The 16,820-nt window shown below is 32.3% G+C and carries 18 protein-coding genes and 1 riboswitch; of the genes, 13 read left to right on the top strand and 5 right to left on the bottom strand.

Annotation, left to right across the window (positions count from 1 at the left end; genetic code table 11):
• Positions 1-14: 14 nt before the first annotated feature.
• Positions 15-194, top strand: a riboswitch (cobalamin riboswitch).
• Positions 195-413: 219 nt separating this feature from the next.
• The 7 genes from GXM21_RS11930 (at position 414) to GXM21_RS11900 (ending at position 6,741) form a co-directional block, all read left to right on the top strand.
• Positions 414-1,421, top strand: a complete 1,008-nt coding sequence (locus GXM21_RS11930; protein ID WP_008539398.1) for a sirohydrochlorin cobaltochelatase — start codon at positions 414-416, stop codon at positions 1,419-1,421.
• 172 nt (positions 1,422-1,593) lie between these two features.
• Entirely contained in the window at positions 1,594-2,301 is a 708-nt protein-coding gene (gene cobI, locus GXM21_RS11925; protein WP_008539399.1) for a precorrin-2 C(20)-methyltransferase, read from the top strand.
• A gap of 20 nt (positions 2,302-2,321) precedes the next feature.
• Positions 2,322-3,284, top strand: a complete 963-nt coding sequence (locus GXM21_RS11920) for an ABC transporter substrate-binding protein (protein WP_008539400.1) — start codon at positions 2,322-2,324, stop codon at positions 3,282-3,284.
• Positions 3,285-3,296: 12 nt separating this feature from the next.
• Entirely contained in the window at positions 3,297-4,322 is a 1,026-nt protein-coding gene (locus GXM21_RS11915; protein ID WP_008539401.1) for a FecCD family ABC transporter permease, read from the top strand.
• 1 nt (position 4,323) lies between these two features.
• Positions 4,324-5,118: an ABC transporter ATP-binding protein gene (locus GXM21_RS11910; protein ID WP_008539402.1), complete on the top strand. Its 795-nt coding sequence runs from the start codon at positions 4,324-4,326 to the stop codon at positions 5,116-5,118.
• Positions 5,119-5,137: 19 nt separating this feature from the next.
• Positions 5,138-6,001 carry an ABC transporter ATP-binding protein gene (locus tag GXM21_RS11905; RefSeq protein WP_008539403.1) on the top strand — a complete coding sequence of 288 codons (864 nt, stop codon included), beginning with the start codon at positions 5,138-5,140 and terminating at the stop codon, positions 5,999-6,001.
• Positions 6,002-6,003: 2 nt separating this feature from the next.
• Positions 6,004-6,741, top strand: a complete 738-nt coding sequence (locus GXM21_RS11900) for an ABC transporter permease (protein WP_008539404.1) — start codon at positions 6,004-6,006, stop codon at positions 6,739-6,741.
• A 52-nt stretch (positions 6,742-6,793) separates the two neighbouring features.
• Here the strand turns inward: GXM21_RS11900 and cobO are convergent, their stop codons facing one another.
• Complete coding sequence (cobO, locus tag GXM21_RS11895) at positions 6,794-7,333, bottom strand: cob(I)yrinic acid a,c-diamide adenosyltransferase (protein ID WP_008539405.1); 540 nt, start codon at positions 7,331-7,333, stop codon at positions 6,794-6,796.
• 25 nt (positions 7,334-7,358) lie between these two features.
• Positions 7,359-8,339: a cobalamin biosynthesis protein gene (locus GXM21_RS11890; RefSeq protein WP_008539406.1), complete on the bottom strand. Its 981-nt coding sequence runs from the start codon at positions 8,337-8,339 to the stop codon at positions 7,359-7,361.
• 145 nt (positions 8,340-8,484) lie between these two features.
• On the opposite strand from GXM21_RS11890, the gene GXM21_RS11885 reads away from it, so the two are divergent.
• The 6 genes from GXM21_RS11885 (at position 8,485) to nirJ2 (ending at position 14,183) form a co-directional block, all read left to right on the top strand.
• Positions 8,485-9,480, top strand: a complete 996-nt coding sequence (locus tag GXM21_RS11885) for an asparaginase (protein WP_008539407.1) — start codon at positions 8,485-8,487, stop codon at positions 9,478-9,480.
• Between the two features lie 89 nt (positions 9,481-9,569).
• Positions 9,570-10,127 carry a chromate transporter gene (locus tag GXM21_RS11880; RefSeq protein WP_008539408.1) on the top strand — a complete coding sequence of 186 codons (558 nt, stop codon included), beginning with the start codon at positions 9,570-9,572 and terminating at the stop codon, positions 10,125-10,127.
• A 43-nt stretch (positions 10,128-10,170) separates the two neighbouring features.
• Positions 10,171-10,737, top strand: a complete 567-nt coding sequence (locus GXM21_RS11875; protein ID WP_008539410.1) for a chromate transporter — start codon at positions 10,171-10,173, stop codon at positions 10,735-10,737.
• A 90-nt stretch (positions 10,738-10,827) separates the two neighbouring features.
• Positions 10,828-11,778, top strand: a complete 951-nt coding sequence (locus GXM21_RS11870; protein ID WP_008539411.1) for an HTH domain-containing protein — start codon at positions 10,828-10,830, stop codon at positions 11,776-11,778.
• Between the two features lie 228 nt (positions 11,779-12,006).
• Entirely contained in the window at positions 12,007-13,197 is a 1,191-nt protein-coding gene (nirJ1, locus tag GXM21_RS11865; RefSeq protein ID WP_008539412.1) for a putative heme d1 biosynthesis radical SAM protein NirJ1, read from the top strand.
• Positions 13,197-14,183 (top strand): putative heme d1 biosynthesis radical SAM protein NirJ2, encoded by a 987-nt coding sequence (gene nirJ2 / locus GXM21_RS11860; RefSeq protein ID WP_008539413.1) that lies wholly within the window; start codon positions 13,197-13,199, stop codon positions 14,181-14,183. Before nirJ1 ends, nirJ2 begins: the two co-directional genes overlap by 1 nt.
• A 51-nt stretch (positions 14,184-14,234) precedes the next feature.
• Here the strand turns inward: nirJ2 and GXM21_RS11855 are convergent, their stop codons facing one another.
• From GXM21_RS11855 to cbiM, 3 genes are read right to left on the bottom strand one after another with little or no spacing between them, the layout of a single operon-like run.
• Entirely contained in the window at positions 14,235-14,909 is a 675-nt protein-coding gene (locus GXM21_RS11855; protein WP_008539414.1) for an energy-coupling factor ABC transporter ATP-binding protein, read from the bottom strand.
• On the bottom strand, positions 14,906-15,736 hold the full coding sequence (locus tag GXM21_RS11850) for an energy-coupling factor transporter transmembrane component T (protein WP_008539415.1): 831 nt from the start codon (positions 15,734-15,736) through the stop codon (positions 14,906-14,908). Before GXM21_RS11850 ends, GXM21_RS11855 begins: the two co-directional genes overlap by 4 nt.
• The gene (gene cbiM / locus GXM21_RS11845) at positions 15,714-16,709 is read right to left on the bottom strand and encodes a cobalt transporter CbiM (RefSeq protein WP_008539416.1); all 996 of its coding nucleotides are present in this window, start codon (positions 16,707-16,709) and stop codon (positions 15,714-15,716) included. The genes GXM21_RS11850 and cbiM overlap by 23 nt, the downstream gene beginning before the upstream one ends.
• Between the last annotated feature and the right edge of the window lie 111 nt (positions 16,710-16,820).

Here is a 16,820-nt window from a genome sequence, read left to right as displayed (position 1 = left end):
TTCTAACAATTTTATATTTATTGAGTGGAATAGGTGCCCCTTTTGGGCTTAATAGAGAAAGCAGTAAAAGCTGCTACGGTCCCGCCGCTGTGAAAGTGAGCAACTTCAAATTTATGTCACTGAGATATTTCTTGGGAAGGCTTGAAGAAGCGATGAACTTGAGTCAGAAGAACTGCCTATTTGTCAATCACCGTTATGACCTGCGAGAGATAGGTAGGAGATTTATTATAGTAAACACTATCTCTACAAGAATATTTATTTTGTAGAGATTTTTTTTATCTATAAGCCATAATATTCTCATGGAAATAAGTGATACTCAATAATGACTTTATAATCGAATAGATGAAGTATTTAATATTTATTTAAATATCAAATTTAGGACATTATAAATAAATTAAGAGAGGAACGATATTATGAAATCTAATTGGAAAAAAATGTTAATCGCATCTATGGCATGTGTAGCTTTAACAGGAGTATCTGCAACATCTTTTGCAGCAGGATATAGTTTAAATCCAGAAGTAAAAACAGCAACTCCTGCACTTTTACAAGCTTCTGAAATCGGTGTACGTACATATAATACAACTGATGCAGAACTTCAAAAAGCTCCAAATAAAGATGCTATTGTAGTAATGAGCTTTGGTACAACATACAAAGATACTCGTGCAAAAACAATTGAAGCTACTGTAGAAGAAATTCAAAAAGCACATCCAAATACAAAAGTTGTATTAGCATTTACTTCTCATATTATTATTGACCGTGTAAAAGCAAATGAAGGTATTACTATTCCTACACCAGAAGAAGCATTAGCTCAATTAAAAGCTGAAGGCTATAATCGTATAGCACTTACTTCCTTAGATATCATTCCTGGTATGGAATATGCTTATAAAACAGCTGTATATGATATCTATAAAACACAATTCAAAAAAATGACTATTGGTACACCTCTTATGTATTGGATGGGTCAAGAAGGTCAAAGAGATGACGTTGAAGCAGTAATGCAAGCAATTGGTTCTCAAATGCCAAAATTAGGTAAAAAAGATGCAGTATTAGTGATGGCACATGGTACACCAGATCCATCTAATGCTTATTATTCTGTAATGCAAGATCGTTTAAATAAACTTTATGATGGTAAAGTAATGATTTATACAGTTGAAGGCTGGCCATCTCTTGAAGATATTATTCCTCAATTAAAAGCAAAAGGTATCAATCATGTTACAATGATGCCTCTTATGATGGTTGCAGGTGATCATGCAAATAATGATATGGCTGGTGCAGAAGAAGATTCTCATAAATCCATCTTAGAAAAAGAAGGTATTAAAGTAGACGCATACATTCATGGTCTTGGTGAAAACCAAAACGTTCGTCAATTATTTGTAGATAGAGCAAATGAAGCATGGAACGCTCTTGAAGCAGAAAAATAATAGATTTTGAATAAATCCTGTATGCTTGACGCTTTTATATGCCAAGTGTAAAATAAATAAGAGCATTATTTTATTAAGTAATTTAGTTTCTACTAAAATATGCAAAATGTAATACAGTAAGGTATGTGGCAAATTTTGTCACATACCTTTTTATGCAGGAGGATTTTTAATCATGGCAGGAACTTTTTATGGTATTGGTGTAGGTCCTGGAGACCCAGAATTATTGACAATGAAAGCTATTAAAGCTATTGAAAAAGCTGATGTACTCATTGCACCAAAAACAGAAAAAAAAGATGGTAGCGTAGCTTTAAGCATAGCTAAACCTTATTTAAAAGATGATATTGAAATTGTATATCAAGTTTTTCCAATGGTAGTTAATTTTGAAACTACTGATGCATGGCAGAAAAATAAAGAAGAGATTTTAGCTTTATTACAAGCTGGAAAAAATGTAGTATTTTTAACATTAGGCGATCCAATGTTTTACAGTACATATATTTATGTATATCGTCTTTTAGCAAAAGAAAAAGATATAAATATTGAAACTATCCCAGGTGTGCCAGCATTTTGTGCGATTGGTAGTAAATTAGGTTATCCTTTAGTTGAAGGCAATGATATCATCAGTGTAATTCCAGCAACTGCTGATAAAGAAACTATTGATAAAGCTTTAGCTGTTTCTAATAATGTGGTAATGATGAAAGTTTATAAAAATTATCCTGAAGTAGTAGATGCTTTAGCTGAAAATGATATGGTGGATAATGCTGTACTTGTAAGCCGTTGTGGTCTTCCAGATGAAGAAATTATAAATGACTTACAAGCTCAAAAAGATAAAAAATTAAATTATTTATCAACTATTTTGACTAGAAGGAGTAAAGGTATTTAATTGCCTTAGATAATGTTACTATGAAAAAATTAAATGGTTTGTTTTGTATATTAGCTTTAGTAATATGTTTTTCAGTAATATTAGTTGGTTGTGGTAGTCAAACAGAGGAAAAAAATGCTTCGAGTGGAACTGATAGTTATTTAACTATTACAGATGATGCTGATAGACAAGTAGTTTTGACGAAAAAACCAGAAAGAATAGTACCATTATCAGCATCTTTTTTAGAGCCACTTCATGCTGTTGATGGAAAAATAGTGGCTAGGGTATCAGCAAAAACAGGTATTCCCAAAGAAGATGAAAATCTACCACAAGTAGGAAATGTCTATAATATTAATATTGAGAAAGTAATAGAAGCTCAACCAGATTTAGTAATTGCTTATAAGGGTATGAATGATAAATTTGTATCTACATTTGAAGAAAATGGTATTCCTGTAGTTGTTCTTGAAATGCGTACGTATGACCAAGTAAAACATACTGTAGATGTTTTAGGACAGATTGCAGGAAATACCGATAAAGCCAAAACTTTGATACAAGATATGGATAATAAAATAGCAGAAATAAAAGCCAAATTGCCAAATGAACATAAACGTATAGCGATACTACATAGTACAGCTCAAAATGTAACTGTACAATTAGAAGGTAGTATTGCAGGTTCAACGGCAGAGATTTTGGAATTTGAAAATATTGCTAAGGGATTGACTCCACTGGAAAGCAATCCAACTTCTGCGCCATATAGTTTGGAAACATTAGTATCAGCAAATCCAGATGTTATCTTTGTTACAAGTATGGGAAAACTAGAAACTATAAAGAAATCTATGATGGAGAATGTAGAAAATAATCCAGCATGGCAGACTCTTCCAGCAGTAAAAGAAAAGAAAGTATATTTCTTGCCACAGGAATTATTTTTACTAAGTCCAGGCATTCATTATCCAGAAGCGGTTGAAGCTATGGCTAAGCTTGTTTATCCAGATAAATTTAATTGATGGTGAATTGATATGACTATGCAAAAACAAGAAGTTTTACAAACCACAAAATTTGGCATAGCGATTAATAAATGGCGAATACTAATGATGATAGTATTCGCCATTTTAGCTTGCTCGGGCATTATATGCAGTATAATAAGTGGAGCAGTAGCTATTCCAATAAGTGAATTGAAAAATATTTTTATCGATGGTGTAAATAGTCCTCATCAGCAGATTTTATATAATATTAGATTGCCAAGAACGATAGTAGCAGGATTAGTAGGCATGAATTTGGCTATGGCAGGAGCTATTTTACAAGCTGTGATGAAAAATCCTTTAGCTGATCCACATATCATAGGGATTTCTTCTGGGGCAGGGCTTACAGGTATTTTAGTGATTGTATTATTTCCTGCTATGGAATATCTAATAACGCCTATAGCTTTTGTTGGTGCTATGATTGCAGCTATTTGCATTTATTTATTGGCATGGAAAAATGGTATAAGACCGTTGCGTATTATTTTAGCAGGGGTGGCAGTATCAGCATTTTTAGGTGCAGGTATTTCCGCTATTTTAGTTTTATATAGTGATAGAATACATGGTGCTTTGATGTGGATGGTAGGGGGCTTATCGGCTCGTTCATGGCCACATGTAGATATTATTTGGCCTTATGCTTTAATTGGATTTATTTTAGCAATGTTGGGTTCACGCCATTTAAATATTTTGCAATTGGGTGATGATATAGCAAAGGCTCTAGGGGTTAATGTAGAATTAACACGCATTTATTTGACTGCTATAGGAGCATTATTGGCAGCAAGTGCTGTATCTGTAGCAGGTTTATTAGGTTTTGTAGGACTTATAGTGCCACATACAGCTCGTTTGCTTGTAGGTTCAGATTATCGCTATTTGATACCTTCGTCGGCACTTTTGGGAATAGCTGTAGTTACTTATAGTGATACTTTCGCCCGTGTAGCATTTGCTCCACTGGAATTGCCTGTGGGAATTTTCATGGCGATATTAGGAGCTCCATTCTTTTTATTTTTACTTAGAAAGGAGCTTTGATATGGTTAATTTAAAAGTATCTGATTTAATGATAAAAATATATGATAAATTGATTTTAGATGGAATTAATATTGATTTTAAAGCTGAAAAAAAGACAGCTATCATAGGGCCAAACGGTTGTGGTAAATCGACTTTATTAAAAGCTATCTCAGGATTAAATCGTCAATATAAAGGCGAAATCTTGATTGATGGAGAAAATATTTTGCATTTATCCAGAAAAAATCTAGCGAAGAAAATGGCAATATTACCACAGGGAGCGACAACACCAACAGATTTGACGGTAAAAGAGCTTGTGAGTTATGGCAGATTTCCTTATCGCTCCATGTTTAAATCATTGAATAGTAGAAAAGAGCAAGCGGTTATTGAAGAAGCAATGGAAAAAACGCATATTACATCTTTTTCTCATCGCTTAGTCAGCACTTTATCTGGCGGTGAAAGACAGCGTACATGGATTGCAATGGCACTTGCTCAACAGCCAAAGATTTTATTATTAGATGAGCCAACTACTTATTTAGATATTGCTCATCAAATAGAAGTCATGCAGATAGTAGATGAATTGAATAAACGCGAAAAAATGACAGTGATTATGGTCTTACACGATATAAATCATGCTCGTATGTATGCTGATGATATAGTTATCTTGAAAGATAAACATGTATTTGAGCAAGGTGAGCCAAATACTGTACTTGATGTAGAAAATTTAGCTAAAGTATTTGGTGTGAATGCTAAGATGTATCAAAACTGTCAAAATCCAGAAGATAAAATAATTTTTCCAGTATCTTTAGTTAAAAATTAATATAATAAGGGGAATAAATATGCTTGAAATAAAATCCCTAAAGAAAAATTTTGTTTCTAAAAATAAACAAGGTAAAAATATAGAAAAAACGGCTGTAAGAGATTTAAATTTGACGATTGATGAAGGTGAAATCTTTGGGCTTTTAGGGCCAAATGGAGCAGGTAAGACGACAACTATTCGCATGCTTACCATGCTTACAAAGCCTACAGCTGGAGAAATTTTATATAAGGGAAAAGATATATTCAGCGATGAATTAAATGTAAAAAAATATATAGGAGTAGTACCGCAACATATAAATTTCGATCAGGATTTGACTGTTTGGGAAAATATGGAATTGCATGGAAGATTGCATCACATTCCCAAAAGTGAGCGCCATGCTCGCATTGAAGAATTATTAAATTATGTAGAGCTTCAAGATAGAGTTAATGATAAAGTAAAAAGTTTATCTGGTGGTATGAAAAGACGTTTATTGATTGTGCGAGCTTTGATGCATAATCCTAAAATCTTATTTTTAGATGAGCCAACGGTGGCTTTAGACCCACAGGTGCGCCGACGTATTTGGGATTTAATACGTCGATTGCCAAAAGATGGTGTTACTGTAGTTTTGACTACACATTACATTGAAGAAGCAGAAAATCTATGTAATAGAGTGGCTATTTTAAATAAAGGTAGTTTAATAAAATTGGATACGCCAAAGGCTCTTTGTGAGCAAATTGGCAAATATGTTGTAGAATGGGATAGCGAAGAGTCTAGAGAGTATAAATTCTTTAATTCTCGTAAAGAATGCGCAGATTTTGCTGGAACTTTAGATGTAGCGACAACTATACGTCATTCTAATTTAGAAGATGTCTTCGTAGAATTGACAGGAAGGACGGTGAGCTGATTATGCTATATGATATTTGGACTGTTTTTTGGCGAGACTGGGTAGTCTTGAAACATCGTATGATAAAATTCATCTTAAGCCGTATGGTAGCACCTATTTTATATATGGTGGCTTTTGGCTGGGGCTTAGGTAGAAGTATTAATACAGGGACTGGTTCGTATTTAGATTTTTTAGTTCCAGGGATTTTGGCTTTGAATTCCATGAATATAGCTTTTAATAGTTTAACTCCTGTACATGCAGAGCGCATATATCATAAATCTTTAGAGGAATATTTAGTATCACCTATTCGACCAATAGCTTTTGTAGCAGGAAAGATTTTGGCTGCTGTGCTTCGTGGCATGATTTCTTCGGCTATTATCGTTGTTTTAGCTTATTTATTTGGTGCAAAATTTGCGATTACGCCATTATTTATAATCATATTGATTATAAATTGTATCATCTTTGCTGAAATTGGTTTTTCAGCAGCAATGACAGTACAGACTTTTGAAGATATGGCAAGATTTAATACGTATATTTTATTGCCGATGTCATTTTTATGTGGCACATTTTTCTCTACGGATAAATTGCCATTATTACTGCATTATTTTATTGAAGCTTTGCCATTGACGCATACATCGACTTTGTTGCGTGCTATCACACATAATCAAGAGATTTCCATATTATCTATTGGTATTTTATGCTTATATATGATTGTATTATTTATTATTTGCAATCGCATTTTAGGTAAGATAAAAAATTAAAAAATGCACTCCAATGGGAAAATTTTTCCTTGGAGTGCATTTTTATTTAAATTTAAAATTCAATACCTTTTTGGGCTTTGATGCCTTCTTTATAAGGGTGTTTGATTTCTTTCATTTCCGTTACTAAATTAGCCTTTTGAATGATTTCTTCTTTAGCGTTTCGTCCAGTCATAACGAGATGTAAATCAGCAGGTTTTTCGGCGATTAAATCTAAGACATCTTTTAAATCGACTAAATTAAAATCAATAGCATAATTTATTTCATCTAAGATAATCATATCCCATTTATTACTTATCATTTCCATTTTGGCTTCTTGAAGTGCTTTTTTAGCAGCTTCTTGATGGATTTTTATATCTGTATTGCCTCGGCGAGTAAAACCTTCACCGCATTGTTTCACTGTGATATCTGGAGCAAATTTGGCTAAGGCTTTTAATTCGCCATATTTCCAACTGCCTTTGATGAATTGGAGAATTAAAACTTTTAAGCCTTCGCCCCATGCACGGATTGCAAGCCCTAAAGCTGCTGTAGTTTTTCCTTTTCCGTTTCCAGTGTGAACGATTACTAATCCTTTTTTATATTGAGTATCTTGCATTATCTATTATTCACCTACTTATGATTTAGAGACTAAGTTCTTGATATTTTGTGATTATGATATAACCAATGCACATAATGATTAAAAATAAAGTAGAAACATTGTACATTAATTTTATGGTTTGTTGAATATGTTGAGCATTTAACTCATTGATAGCTTCGCCCATATAAGCTCGGAAAGATTGACGACCAAAATAATAGTTTATACCGCCTAGGCGAATATCTAGTGCGCCAGCTACTGTAGCTTCTGTATAACCACCATTAGGGCTAGGATGTTTTTTAGCATCACGCATCATCATTTTTAAAGCGCCTTTGGCATTTAATTTTGAATAAAAAGCTACAATGATTAATAAAAGTCCTGTTATGCGCGCAGGAATGAAATTCAAAACATCATCAATGCGGGCAGCTGTTCTGCCAAAATAAAGATATTTATCATTTTTATAGCCAATCATAGCGTCCATGGTATTGCTCATGCGGTAAAGTACAGCGAGTGGTAGTCCACCGATAAAGAAATAAAATAAAGGTGAGATAATACCATCTACAATATTTTCCGCTACCGTTTCTACAGTGGCACGAGTGATATCTTGTTCATTCATGCGATTGGCATCGCGACTTACGATATAATTTACTTTTTTGCGAGCTTCATCAAGATTGTGATTGATTAATTCATCATAAATATCTTTGCCTGCTTTAGCTAGAGATTTTGGTGAAATCATAAAGCTTAAGATTACAGCCTGGATAAAGATATTGAGCCAACTAGGACAATTAAATATATCAAGAAGTGTGATTATGCCATAAGTTATGCCATAGCTGAAGCACAATAATATAGCCACCAAAATAAAGCCACAGACTAATTTTGTAGGTTCAGTAGCATTATCTTTACGCAATAATTTATCGAGGATATCAATTAATTTTCCCATCAAAGCTACAGGATGATATTTAGAATTAGGGTCGCCAATTATGCAATCAATGACGAAGGCTAAAAAAGCAATTAAAGCTATTTCCATTACATTCAACTCACATTTTTAAAATTTTTCTATGCATATTAATTATAGAAGCTAGATATTTTAAAATCAATAAATTACTACAAAAAAATAAAGTGCTATGGTATGATAAAATATAATCTAAAGATTTTATTATTGAGGTGAGAAAATGAGTGTAGAATTATTACATTACACAAGAGGAAAATATGTAGAAAATATTCATCGAGGCGATGCTGTTTGTGTTGGCGTTGATGGCAATATTATTGATAAAGTAGGCAATGCTCACCTACCAATGTTTTGGCGCAGTGCAGCGAAACCTTTTCAATTATTACAGTTCGTAAAATTAGGTGGCGTTGAACAATATAATTTAACACAACAAGAATTAGCAATACTTGCTTCTTCTCATAGCGGTGAAGATATTCATGTAGAAACAGTAAAATCTATTTTGCATAAATTAGGTTTAACTGAAGAAGTATTAAACTGTGGTTCTGCTCGTCCTATGAGTGGAAAAGCTTTCAAAGAATTAGTAAAAAATAATTTAAAACCATCAGCATTGCATAATCCTTGTTCTGGTAAACATTCAGCAATCATAGCTCTTTGTCAGTTGTTGAATATACCGGTGGAAGATTATATAAAACCAGACCATGAAGCTCAAAAAATCATTCATCAAATAGTAGCTATGTCAGCTGGTATTCCTGAAGATGAATTGGATATTGGTATTGATGGTTGTGGTGTGCCTGTATTTTATTTACCACTTGATAAAATGGCATATGCTTATGCTCGTTTGATGAATGCAGAGGAAGGAAATTGGGGCGAATACACAGAAGCTGCAATAAAAATTCGTGATGCTATGTGTGCATATCCGCAGATGGTTTCTGGAACAGGTAGAATTGATAAAGCAGTAGCAGAAGTAACAAATGGACGAGTATTGGCTAAAATTGGTGCAGATGCAGTATATTGCTTAGCTTCTCGTGAATTAAAATCTGGTATGGCTTTTAAAATCGAAGATGGAAGCTATGCAGCAGTAACTCCAATGGTAATTGCAATGCTCAAACATTTTAATTATATTAATGAAGAAGAATATAATAAATTATTGTCAATGTATCCACCTGTATTGAAAAATCATCGTGGTGATATCATTGGTGAAATTAAAGCTGTTTTTTAAATAGTATTTTAAGTTAATTTGAAATCACTATTATTGTATATTCAATCGATAATAGTGATTTCTTTATTTTATGTAAAAGGAATGTTGAAATGGAAAAGGCAGAGAATTTTTATTGGAAATTATTTAAATCCACATTTATTATCAGTGCTTTTACTGTGGGTGGCGGTTTTGTAATCATACCGCTATTGAAGGCAAAATATGTCGATGAATATAAATGGATAAAAGAAAAAGATGCCTTAGACTTAGTAGCTATAGCTCAATCTATGCCAGGGGTAGTGGCGATTAATTCTGCTGTAATTTTAGGATATAAAATGCGTGGCGTAAAAGGAACTTTGACAGCTTTACTAGCTACTGTATTGCCACCGCTTATCACTTTATCTTTAATTTGTATTTTTTATAATTTATTTGCTACAAATCCATATGTGAAATTGCTATTAAAAGGTATGCAATGTGGTGCTACAGCATTGATTATCAATGTAGCCTACGATTTATTGAAAAAAGAATTAAAGAAAAAATATATATTATCCTTATTTATTATTTGTTTTACCTTTGGCATGAGTTTTTTTACGGATATAAATGTAATGTATTTAATCGTTATTGATGGAATTATTGGTTTAATTTTAATGAGGGATAAAAAATATAATTAAAATAATTAATTTAGTGATAGAAAAATAGCAAAGGATTTTTACCATGATTTATTTAGAATTATTTTGGAGCTTTGTTCAAGTAGGTTTATTTTGTGTTGGTGGTGGATATGCTTCCATGCCATTAATCCAAGCACAAGTAATAGATGTACATGGCTGGCTTAGCATGAGTGAATTTATAGATATTTTTACAATTTCTCAGATGACTCCTGGCCCTATTGGTATTAATGCAGCGACTTTTGTCGGCATGAAAGTAGCAGGGTTTTTAGGTGCTATTGTGGCAACATTGGGATTTGTAACGCCATCGTTTATTTTAGGTATTATTTTAGCAAAATTATTTTTTAAATATGGAAATATTGGGGTGATTAAAGGTATATTAAATGGCTTAAGACCAGCTGTAGTAGCATTAATTTGTTCTGCTGGTATGAGTTTTATATTTTTAGCTTTGTTCAATACAGAAAAAATGCCAATAAATGTAGCAGATATTGATTATTTAGGTTTATTTGTATTAATTGTAGCTTTTATTGCTGTTAGAAAAAAAGTGGGAATTATAAAAATTTTGGCTGGTTCTGGTGTATTAGGACTTATTTTAGGACTAATTGGAAAATTTTAGGGGGATTTTTTAGCATAATATATTGAATTTATCAATGGTATATATTATGATTATAAATAAGATATATACATATGAAAGAGGCGAAATGAATTGGCAGCAAAAGTATTTACCGAAGAACAAAGAAAAATTCTCAGTAAAAACCCTAATGTAGAGTCAGTAGAAAAAACAAGAATTATTTATACAGAAGCATTTAAATCTTATTATGTAAAAAATTATTTAGCAGGGAAAAAACCTACAGAAATTTTTATTGAAGCAGGTTTTGACCCATCAATTTTAGGCAATAAACGCATAGAAAGAGCTTCAGCAAGATGGAGAAAATTATATGCTGATGGTCAATTAATCATAGATACTAAAGAAAATATATCAGTAGAAACAAAGGAAGAAAAAATAATGAATAGTGAACCAACAAAAAAAAGAAGAGGTCGTCCTCGTAAAAATCCTGTGGTAGAAACAGTAGTAGAAACAAAAAAAGAAGAATATACAGTGGATATGCCAAAGAAAAAAAGCGGTCGTCCTCGTAAAAATCCAGAAGTTGTATCACAAGTAGAAGCTACAGAAAATAAAGCAAAAACAGTTAAAAAACGTGTAAATAAAATTGCTGCTATGGCGCAAAATATAAAATTAGCTGAACCTGTGGTTAAAAAAGAAGTAAAAGAAGAAGAAGCACCACAGAAAAAAAGAAGAGGCCGTCCACCAAAAAATGCACAAAAAGCAGTAGAAACAAAAGTGGAAACTAAGGTAGAAAAAGTAGAAACACAAGTAAAAACAAATGAACAAGTAGCAAAGAAAAGAAGAGGTCGTCCTCGTAAAATTGTACAAAATGTAGATGAAACACCAGTACAGAAAAAAGAAAATATCGAAGTAAAACCAGTAGTTAAAGCAAAAGAAGAAAGCATTTCTAAAGTAGAAAAAGTGGAAAAAGTAGAAACTGTAGAACAAGCAAATCCAGTAGCTGCTTTAGTAAAAGCTATCAATAGACTTACACGTGAAGTAAATTCTTTAAAACGTTTAGTCGCTGGTAAAAAAAGAATAAATTATTAAGATGTAAATATCTTTTTATCTCTGTAGAATATATGGGGATAAAAAGATATTTTTTTGGTCAAAATAGAAAAATTATTATAAAAGCTTTTTATTGACCTTTAACCTTTATATTGTTATTATAAATATATTGTAAATGTGAATGTCGTTCATAATTACTTATACATATATTGAATATATAAATATTTGCTTGTATAAACTAGAATTAAAATAAGGAATAGGTGAAATAACTTGATAAGCGTAACGAAATTATTATTTGCAACAGAATATTTTGGAGACTCTCTTCGTTATACAGATAATGCTCATAAAGCAAGAAATGGCGTAAGAGAAGGCATGGGACCAGTAGTAGTTTGGAACTCTACACGTACATGTAATTTAAAATGTCGCCATTGTTATATGAGTTCTGATGCTAAAAAATATCAAAATGAATTGACTACAGCAGAAGCAAAACAATTCATTGATGATTTAGCAGATTTCAATGTGCCAGTATTATTATTTTCTGGTGGAGAACCATTAATTCGTCCAGATTTCTTTGAACTTGCAGACTATGCAGCGAAAAAAGGTGTACGTCCTACATTATCTACTAATGGTACTTTGATTACACCAGAAGTAGCTCGCAAAATCAAAGATATTGGTGTAGGTTATGTGGGCATTTCCTTAGATGGTCTTCGTGAAGTAAATGATAAATTTCGCGGAAAAGCTGGAGCTTTTGAAGCTGCTATGAATGGTATTAAAAACTGTGTAGCAGTTGACCAACGCGTAGGGCTTCGCTTCACTATCAATCATCATAATATCCAAGAATTAGAAAATATCTTTGATTTCATTGAAGAAGAAAATATCAATCGTGTGTGCTTCTATCATTTAGTATATTCTGGTCGTGGCAATCAAATGATGGATGAAGATGTAACAGCTGAAGAATCTCGCCGTGCTATGGATATAATCATTCGTCGCACTCGTGATTTTGAAGAACGTGGTTTGAAAAAAGAAATCTTGACTGTAGATAATCATTGCGATGGTGTATATATGTATTTAAAAGCACTTCAAGAAGGCAAAGATGAACTTGCTCAGCAGATTAAAAAATATATCGCAATGAATGGTGGTAACCGTTCTGGTATGGCTTTTGCCGAAGTTGACCCACTTGGATATGTACATCCTGACCAATTTACACAACACCATACTTTTGGCAATGTTCGTGAACGTAAATTTGGTGATATTTGGCAAGATACAACAAATCCTATTATGGCAGGATTGAAAGATAGAAAACCATTATTAAAAGGTCGTTGCAGTAAATGCAAATTCTTAGATAATTGTAATGGTAATTTTAGAACACGTGCTGAAGCTCGCACTGGAGATTTTTGGGAATCAGACCCTTCTTGTTATTTAACTGATGAAGAAATTGGTATTACAGGAGCTGAAAAATAATGATTATTTCATGGAATACAACAAATGCTTGTAATATGTTTTGCGACCATTGTTATCGTGATGCTGGTTGTAAAGCAGATGAAGAATTAAATACGCAAGAAGCGAAAACGCTTTTAGAGCAGATTGCAAAAGCTGGCTTTAAAATCATGATTTTTTCTGGTGGAGAGCCACTTATGCGTCCAGATATCGTAGAACTTGTGGAATACGCTACAAAATTAGGTCTTCGCTCTGTATTTGGTACAAATGGCACGCTTATCACAGAAGAAATGGCTTTAAAATTAAAAAATGCTGGCGCTATGGGCATGGGAATTTCTCTTGACTCCATGGACGCAGAAAAACATAATAATTTCCGTAAATTTCCTAATGCTTGGGAAGGCGCTGTTCGTGGTATGAGAAATTGTCGTAAAGTAGGATTGCCATTTCAAATTCATACAACAGTGATGGATTGGAACCAACATGAATTGGAAGCTTTAACAGATTTTGCCGTTAAAGAAGGCGCTGTGGCTCACCATATTTTCTTTTTAGTGCCAACAGGTAGAGGAAAAAATATCGAAGCAGAAACACTTCGCGCTAAAGAATATGAAGATGTTATCACAAGAATTATGAAAAAACAGCAAGAAGTGGATATCGAATTAAAACCTACTTGTGCACCTCAATTTATGCGTATAGCTGATCAGATGGGTATGAAACTTCGTTTCCGTCGTGGTTGCTTGGCTGGCACATCTTATTGCATTATCAGCCCTCGCGGAAAAGTACAGCCATGTGCTTATTTAAATATGGAACTTGGCGATGTTCGCAAAACTCCATTTGATGAAATCTGGAAAAACAGCGAAGTATTGAATAAATTGCGTACTTTTGAATTTGAAGGTAATTGTGGTAAATGTAAATATAAATTCAGCTGTGGTGGCTGTAGAGCTAGAGCTGCTTATTATAATGATGGCAATTATATGGCAGAAGAACCATGGTGTTTATATAGTCATAAATAATAAAAGTGTTGTATATGGTCTAGGCTATATACAACACTTTTTTAGTTGATTTTAATTTAAAATTGTATGCTCATCATTGAATTTTATAATGCGACTATGAGGTAGGGATAATAATTCTTGTTCATGCGTAGAAATCAAAATAGTCTTATTAGCTTTGATAAAATCTATGAGAAAATCTTTAAACCATTGTCTAGTTTTATTATCAAGCCCATTTAAAGGCTCATCAATCATAAGTATATCTGGATTTAGAGCTAAGATTGCAGCAAGAGCCACTTTTTTCTGTTCGCCACCACTTAGATGATAAGATGGTCTATTTTGTAAATGTTGTATATTTAAATAAATTAAAAGCTCATTTACACGTTGATGAATGATGTCTTCATCTAAATTCATTTGCCTTGGGGCAAAGGCGATTTCATCATATACTGTAGCATTGAATAATTGCACATCTGGATTTTGAAAAATATAGCCAATGCGTTTATGAAAGTTTTTAGCAAATATATTATCTTGCAAAGTATTTTTATCGATTTTCTTATTATCAAAGTAATATTCACCTTTAGTGGGAAAGATTAGACCATTTAAAAGTTTAAATAAAGTGGATTTACCACAACCATTAGGACCCGTAAAAAAGATTAATTCTCCAGCATAAATTTCAAGAGAGATATCATTTAAAGCAGAAACTTCTTCATAGTTATAGCTTATATGAGATAGATTTATAATTGGTGTCATAGAAAATATCCTTCACTGAAAAAATAAAATAATAGATAGATGATAATTACGATAATATGCCAAATATATTTTAATTTAAATTTATGTTTAATAACTGGCGTGTAATTTTCATCAAAACAACGACATATCATAGCATGATAAGTTTCTTTAGTATAAATCTGTGATTTTAGAAATGTAGTGCCTGATATAGAGGCTAGACTTTGATACTTAAAATTATTTTTACCTACAGAGCGCAATTTTAGAGAAATTAATAAATTGGTAATGGTATCTCCTAAAATCACGATATATTTTAGTGTTAAATCTAAGGTTAAAATAAATATCGCAGGAATATGAAATAGGCGAAGAATTTTACTTAGTCTATAAAAAGGGATAGTTTGAGCGATATAAGCTAAAAGAAGAACAGTTATAAAAATTTTAAAAGGCAGATAGAAAAGGCGAGTATTATTTAGTAATAGAGAAGGTAAAATTATTATCAAAGAGAATAAAGTTGATATCAAAGTCGGTTTTAATATAGAAATGATGAGTTTAGTATTTAAAGTCGATAAATAAATTAGACTAAAAGCTAAGAGAATTAAAGGAAAAAATATTTTTTGTGCAGAATTTATTAAAATTATGGTGAGAAAAATGAGTAATAATTTTTCACTGGGATTTAGCCAACTGTTTTTATGGGGATAATTATGATGGCGAAGAAAAATTAATTTAGTAGTAATGGAAAATAAAGTTTTTTGCCAAAATTTATCTTTATCCTTTGGGGGTGTGTACTCATCTGTAGTTAAAAGCCATTTAGGAATTTTAGCAGAATTATCAAAGTGATTGTTTTTTTGCATAAATAATACTTCCAAGTATTTTAAAGATAATGATTAAAAGAGCGACACCAATAATAGCTGAAGCTATATAAGCTAAAATATCAGTTGTCCCACTCATAGTATAATCAGGGAAAAAAGCTTCATAATTAAATCCATTTAATAATTTTTCTGGAATAAATCCAAGAGAAACCCCTGAAGAAGTATCATTTAAAATTTCTTCTGGAGCCCATTCACCCCATGCAGTACCTTCAGCTATGAGTCCAATTGGAGAAATGATAATTAAAAATGCTAATAAAGAAAAAATAGAATTTAATTTTATTTGTTGGCTGTCATAAATTATATTTGGAGATGTCTTGAGGATAAAAAGATATAAAGATAAAGTAAATAAACCTTCTGCTATGCCGGCAATTGTCAAATGAGATAAAGCCATGGCAGGTATGGATATCCAAAGAGGATACGGACAATAAAGCGGTTGAGCTAAATTATCTACAAATAATAATGGCTGAATACCAAGTTCTAAAGCTGTGAAAAAAGCAGCTAAATTTATACTGATATAGGCAGATAGAAAAATAGTGCATTTATGATAAAACGGAGATAAATGAATTTTATTTAAAATTTTATAAATAAAAAAGCCTGTGAAAGGTAAAATAAATGCTATATTAAAACAATTAGCCCCAAAAGATAAAATACCACCATCACCAAAGATTATAGCTTGAATGAAAAGTGCTACACTGATAGCTATACAGGCAGCATAGGGTCCTAGCAGTAAAGCAATGAGTGTTCCACCGACAGCGTGGGCTGTAGTGCCATCAGGAATGGGCAGATTAAACATCATTAAAATAAAAGCAAATGCGCCACCTATACCAATTAAAGGGATTTTATCAGCAGATAAAGTTTTATTTATCTTGCGGATAGAATAGTACCAGATAGGTGTCATAGCTACAAATAAAGTAGCACAAGTGGAAGGGCTTAAATAATTATCAGGAATATGCATGATGAAATCCTCCTTATAAATAATATTATTTGCCATCATTATATTATTTATAAATGATAAATATAAGCCTATGTATAGGATAGAAATAAAAATTAAAATAAAATCATGGAT

It is taken from the genome of Megamonas funiformis (assembly GCF_010669225.1).
Classification (GTDB): Bacteria; Bacillota; Negativicutes; order Selenomonadales; family Selenomonadaceae; genus Megamonas; species Megamonas funiformis.
The sequence above is the reverse complement of the archived record's forward strand: the minus strand, read 5'-3'. Positions and strand labels throughout refer to the sequence as shown.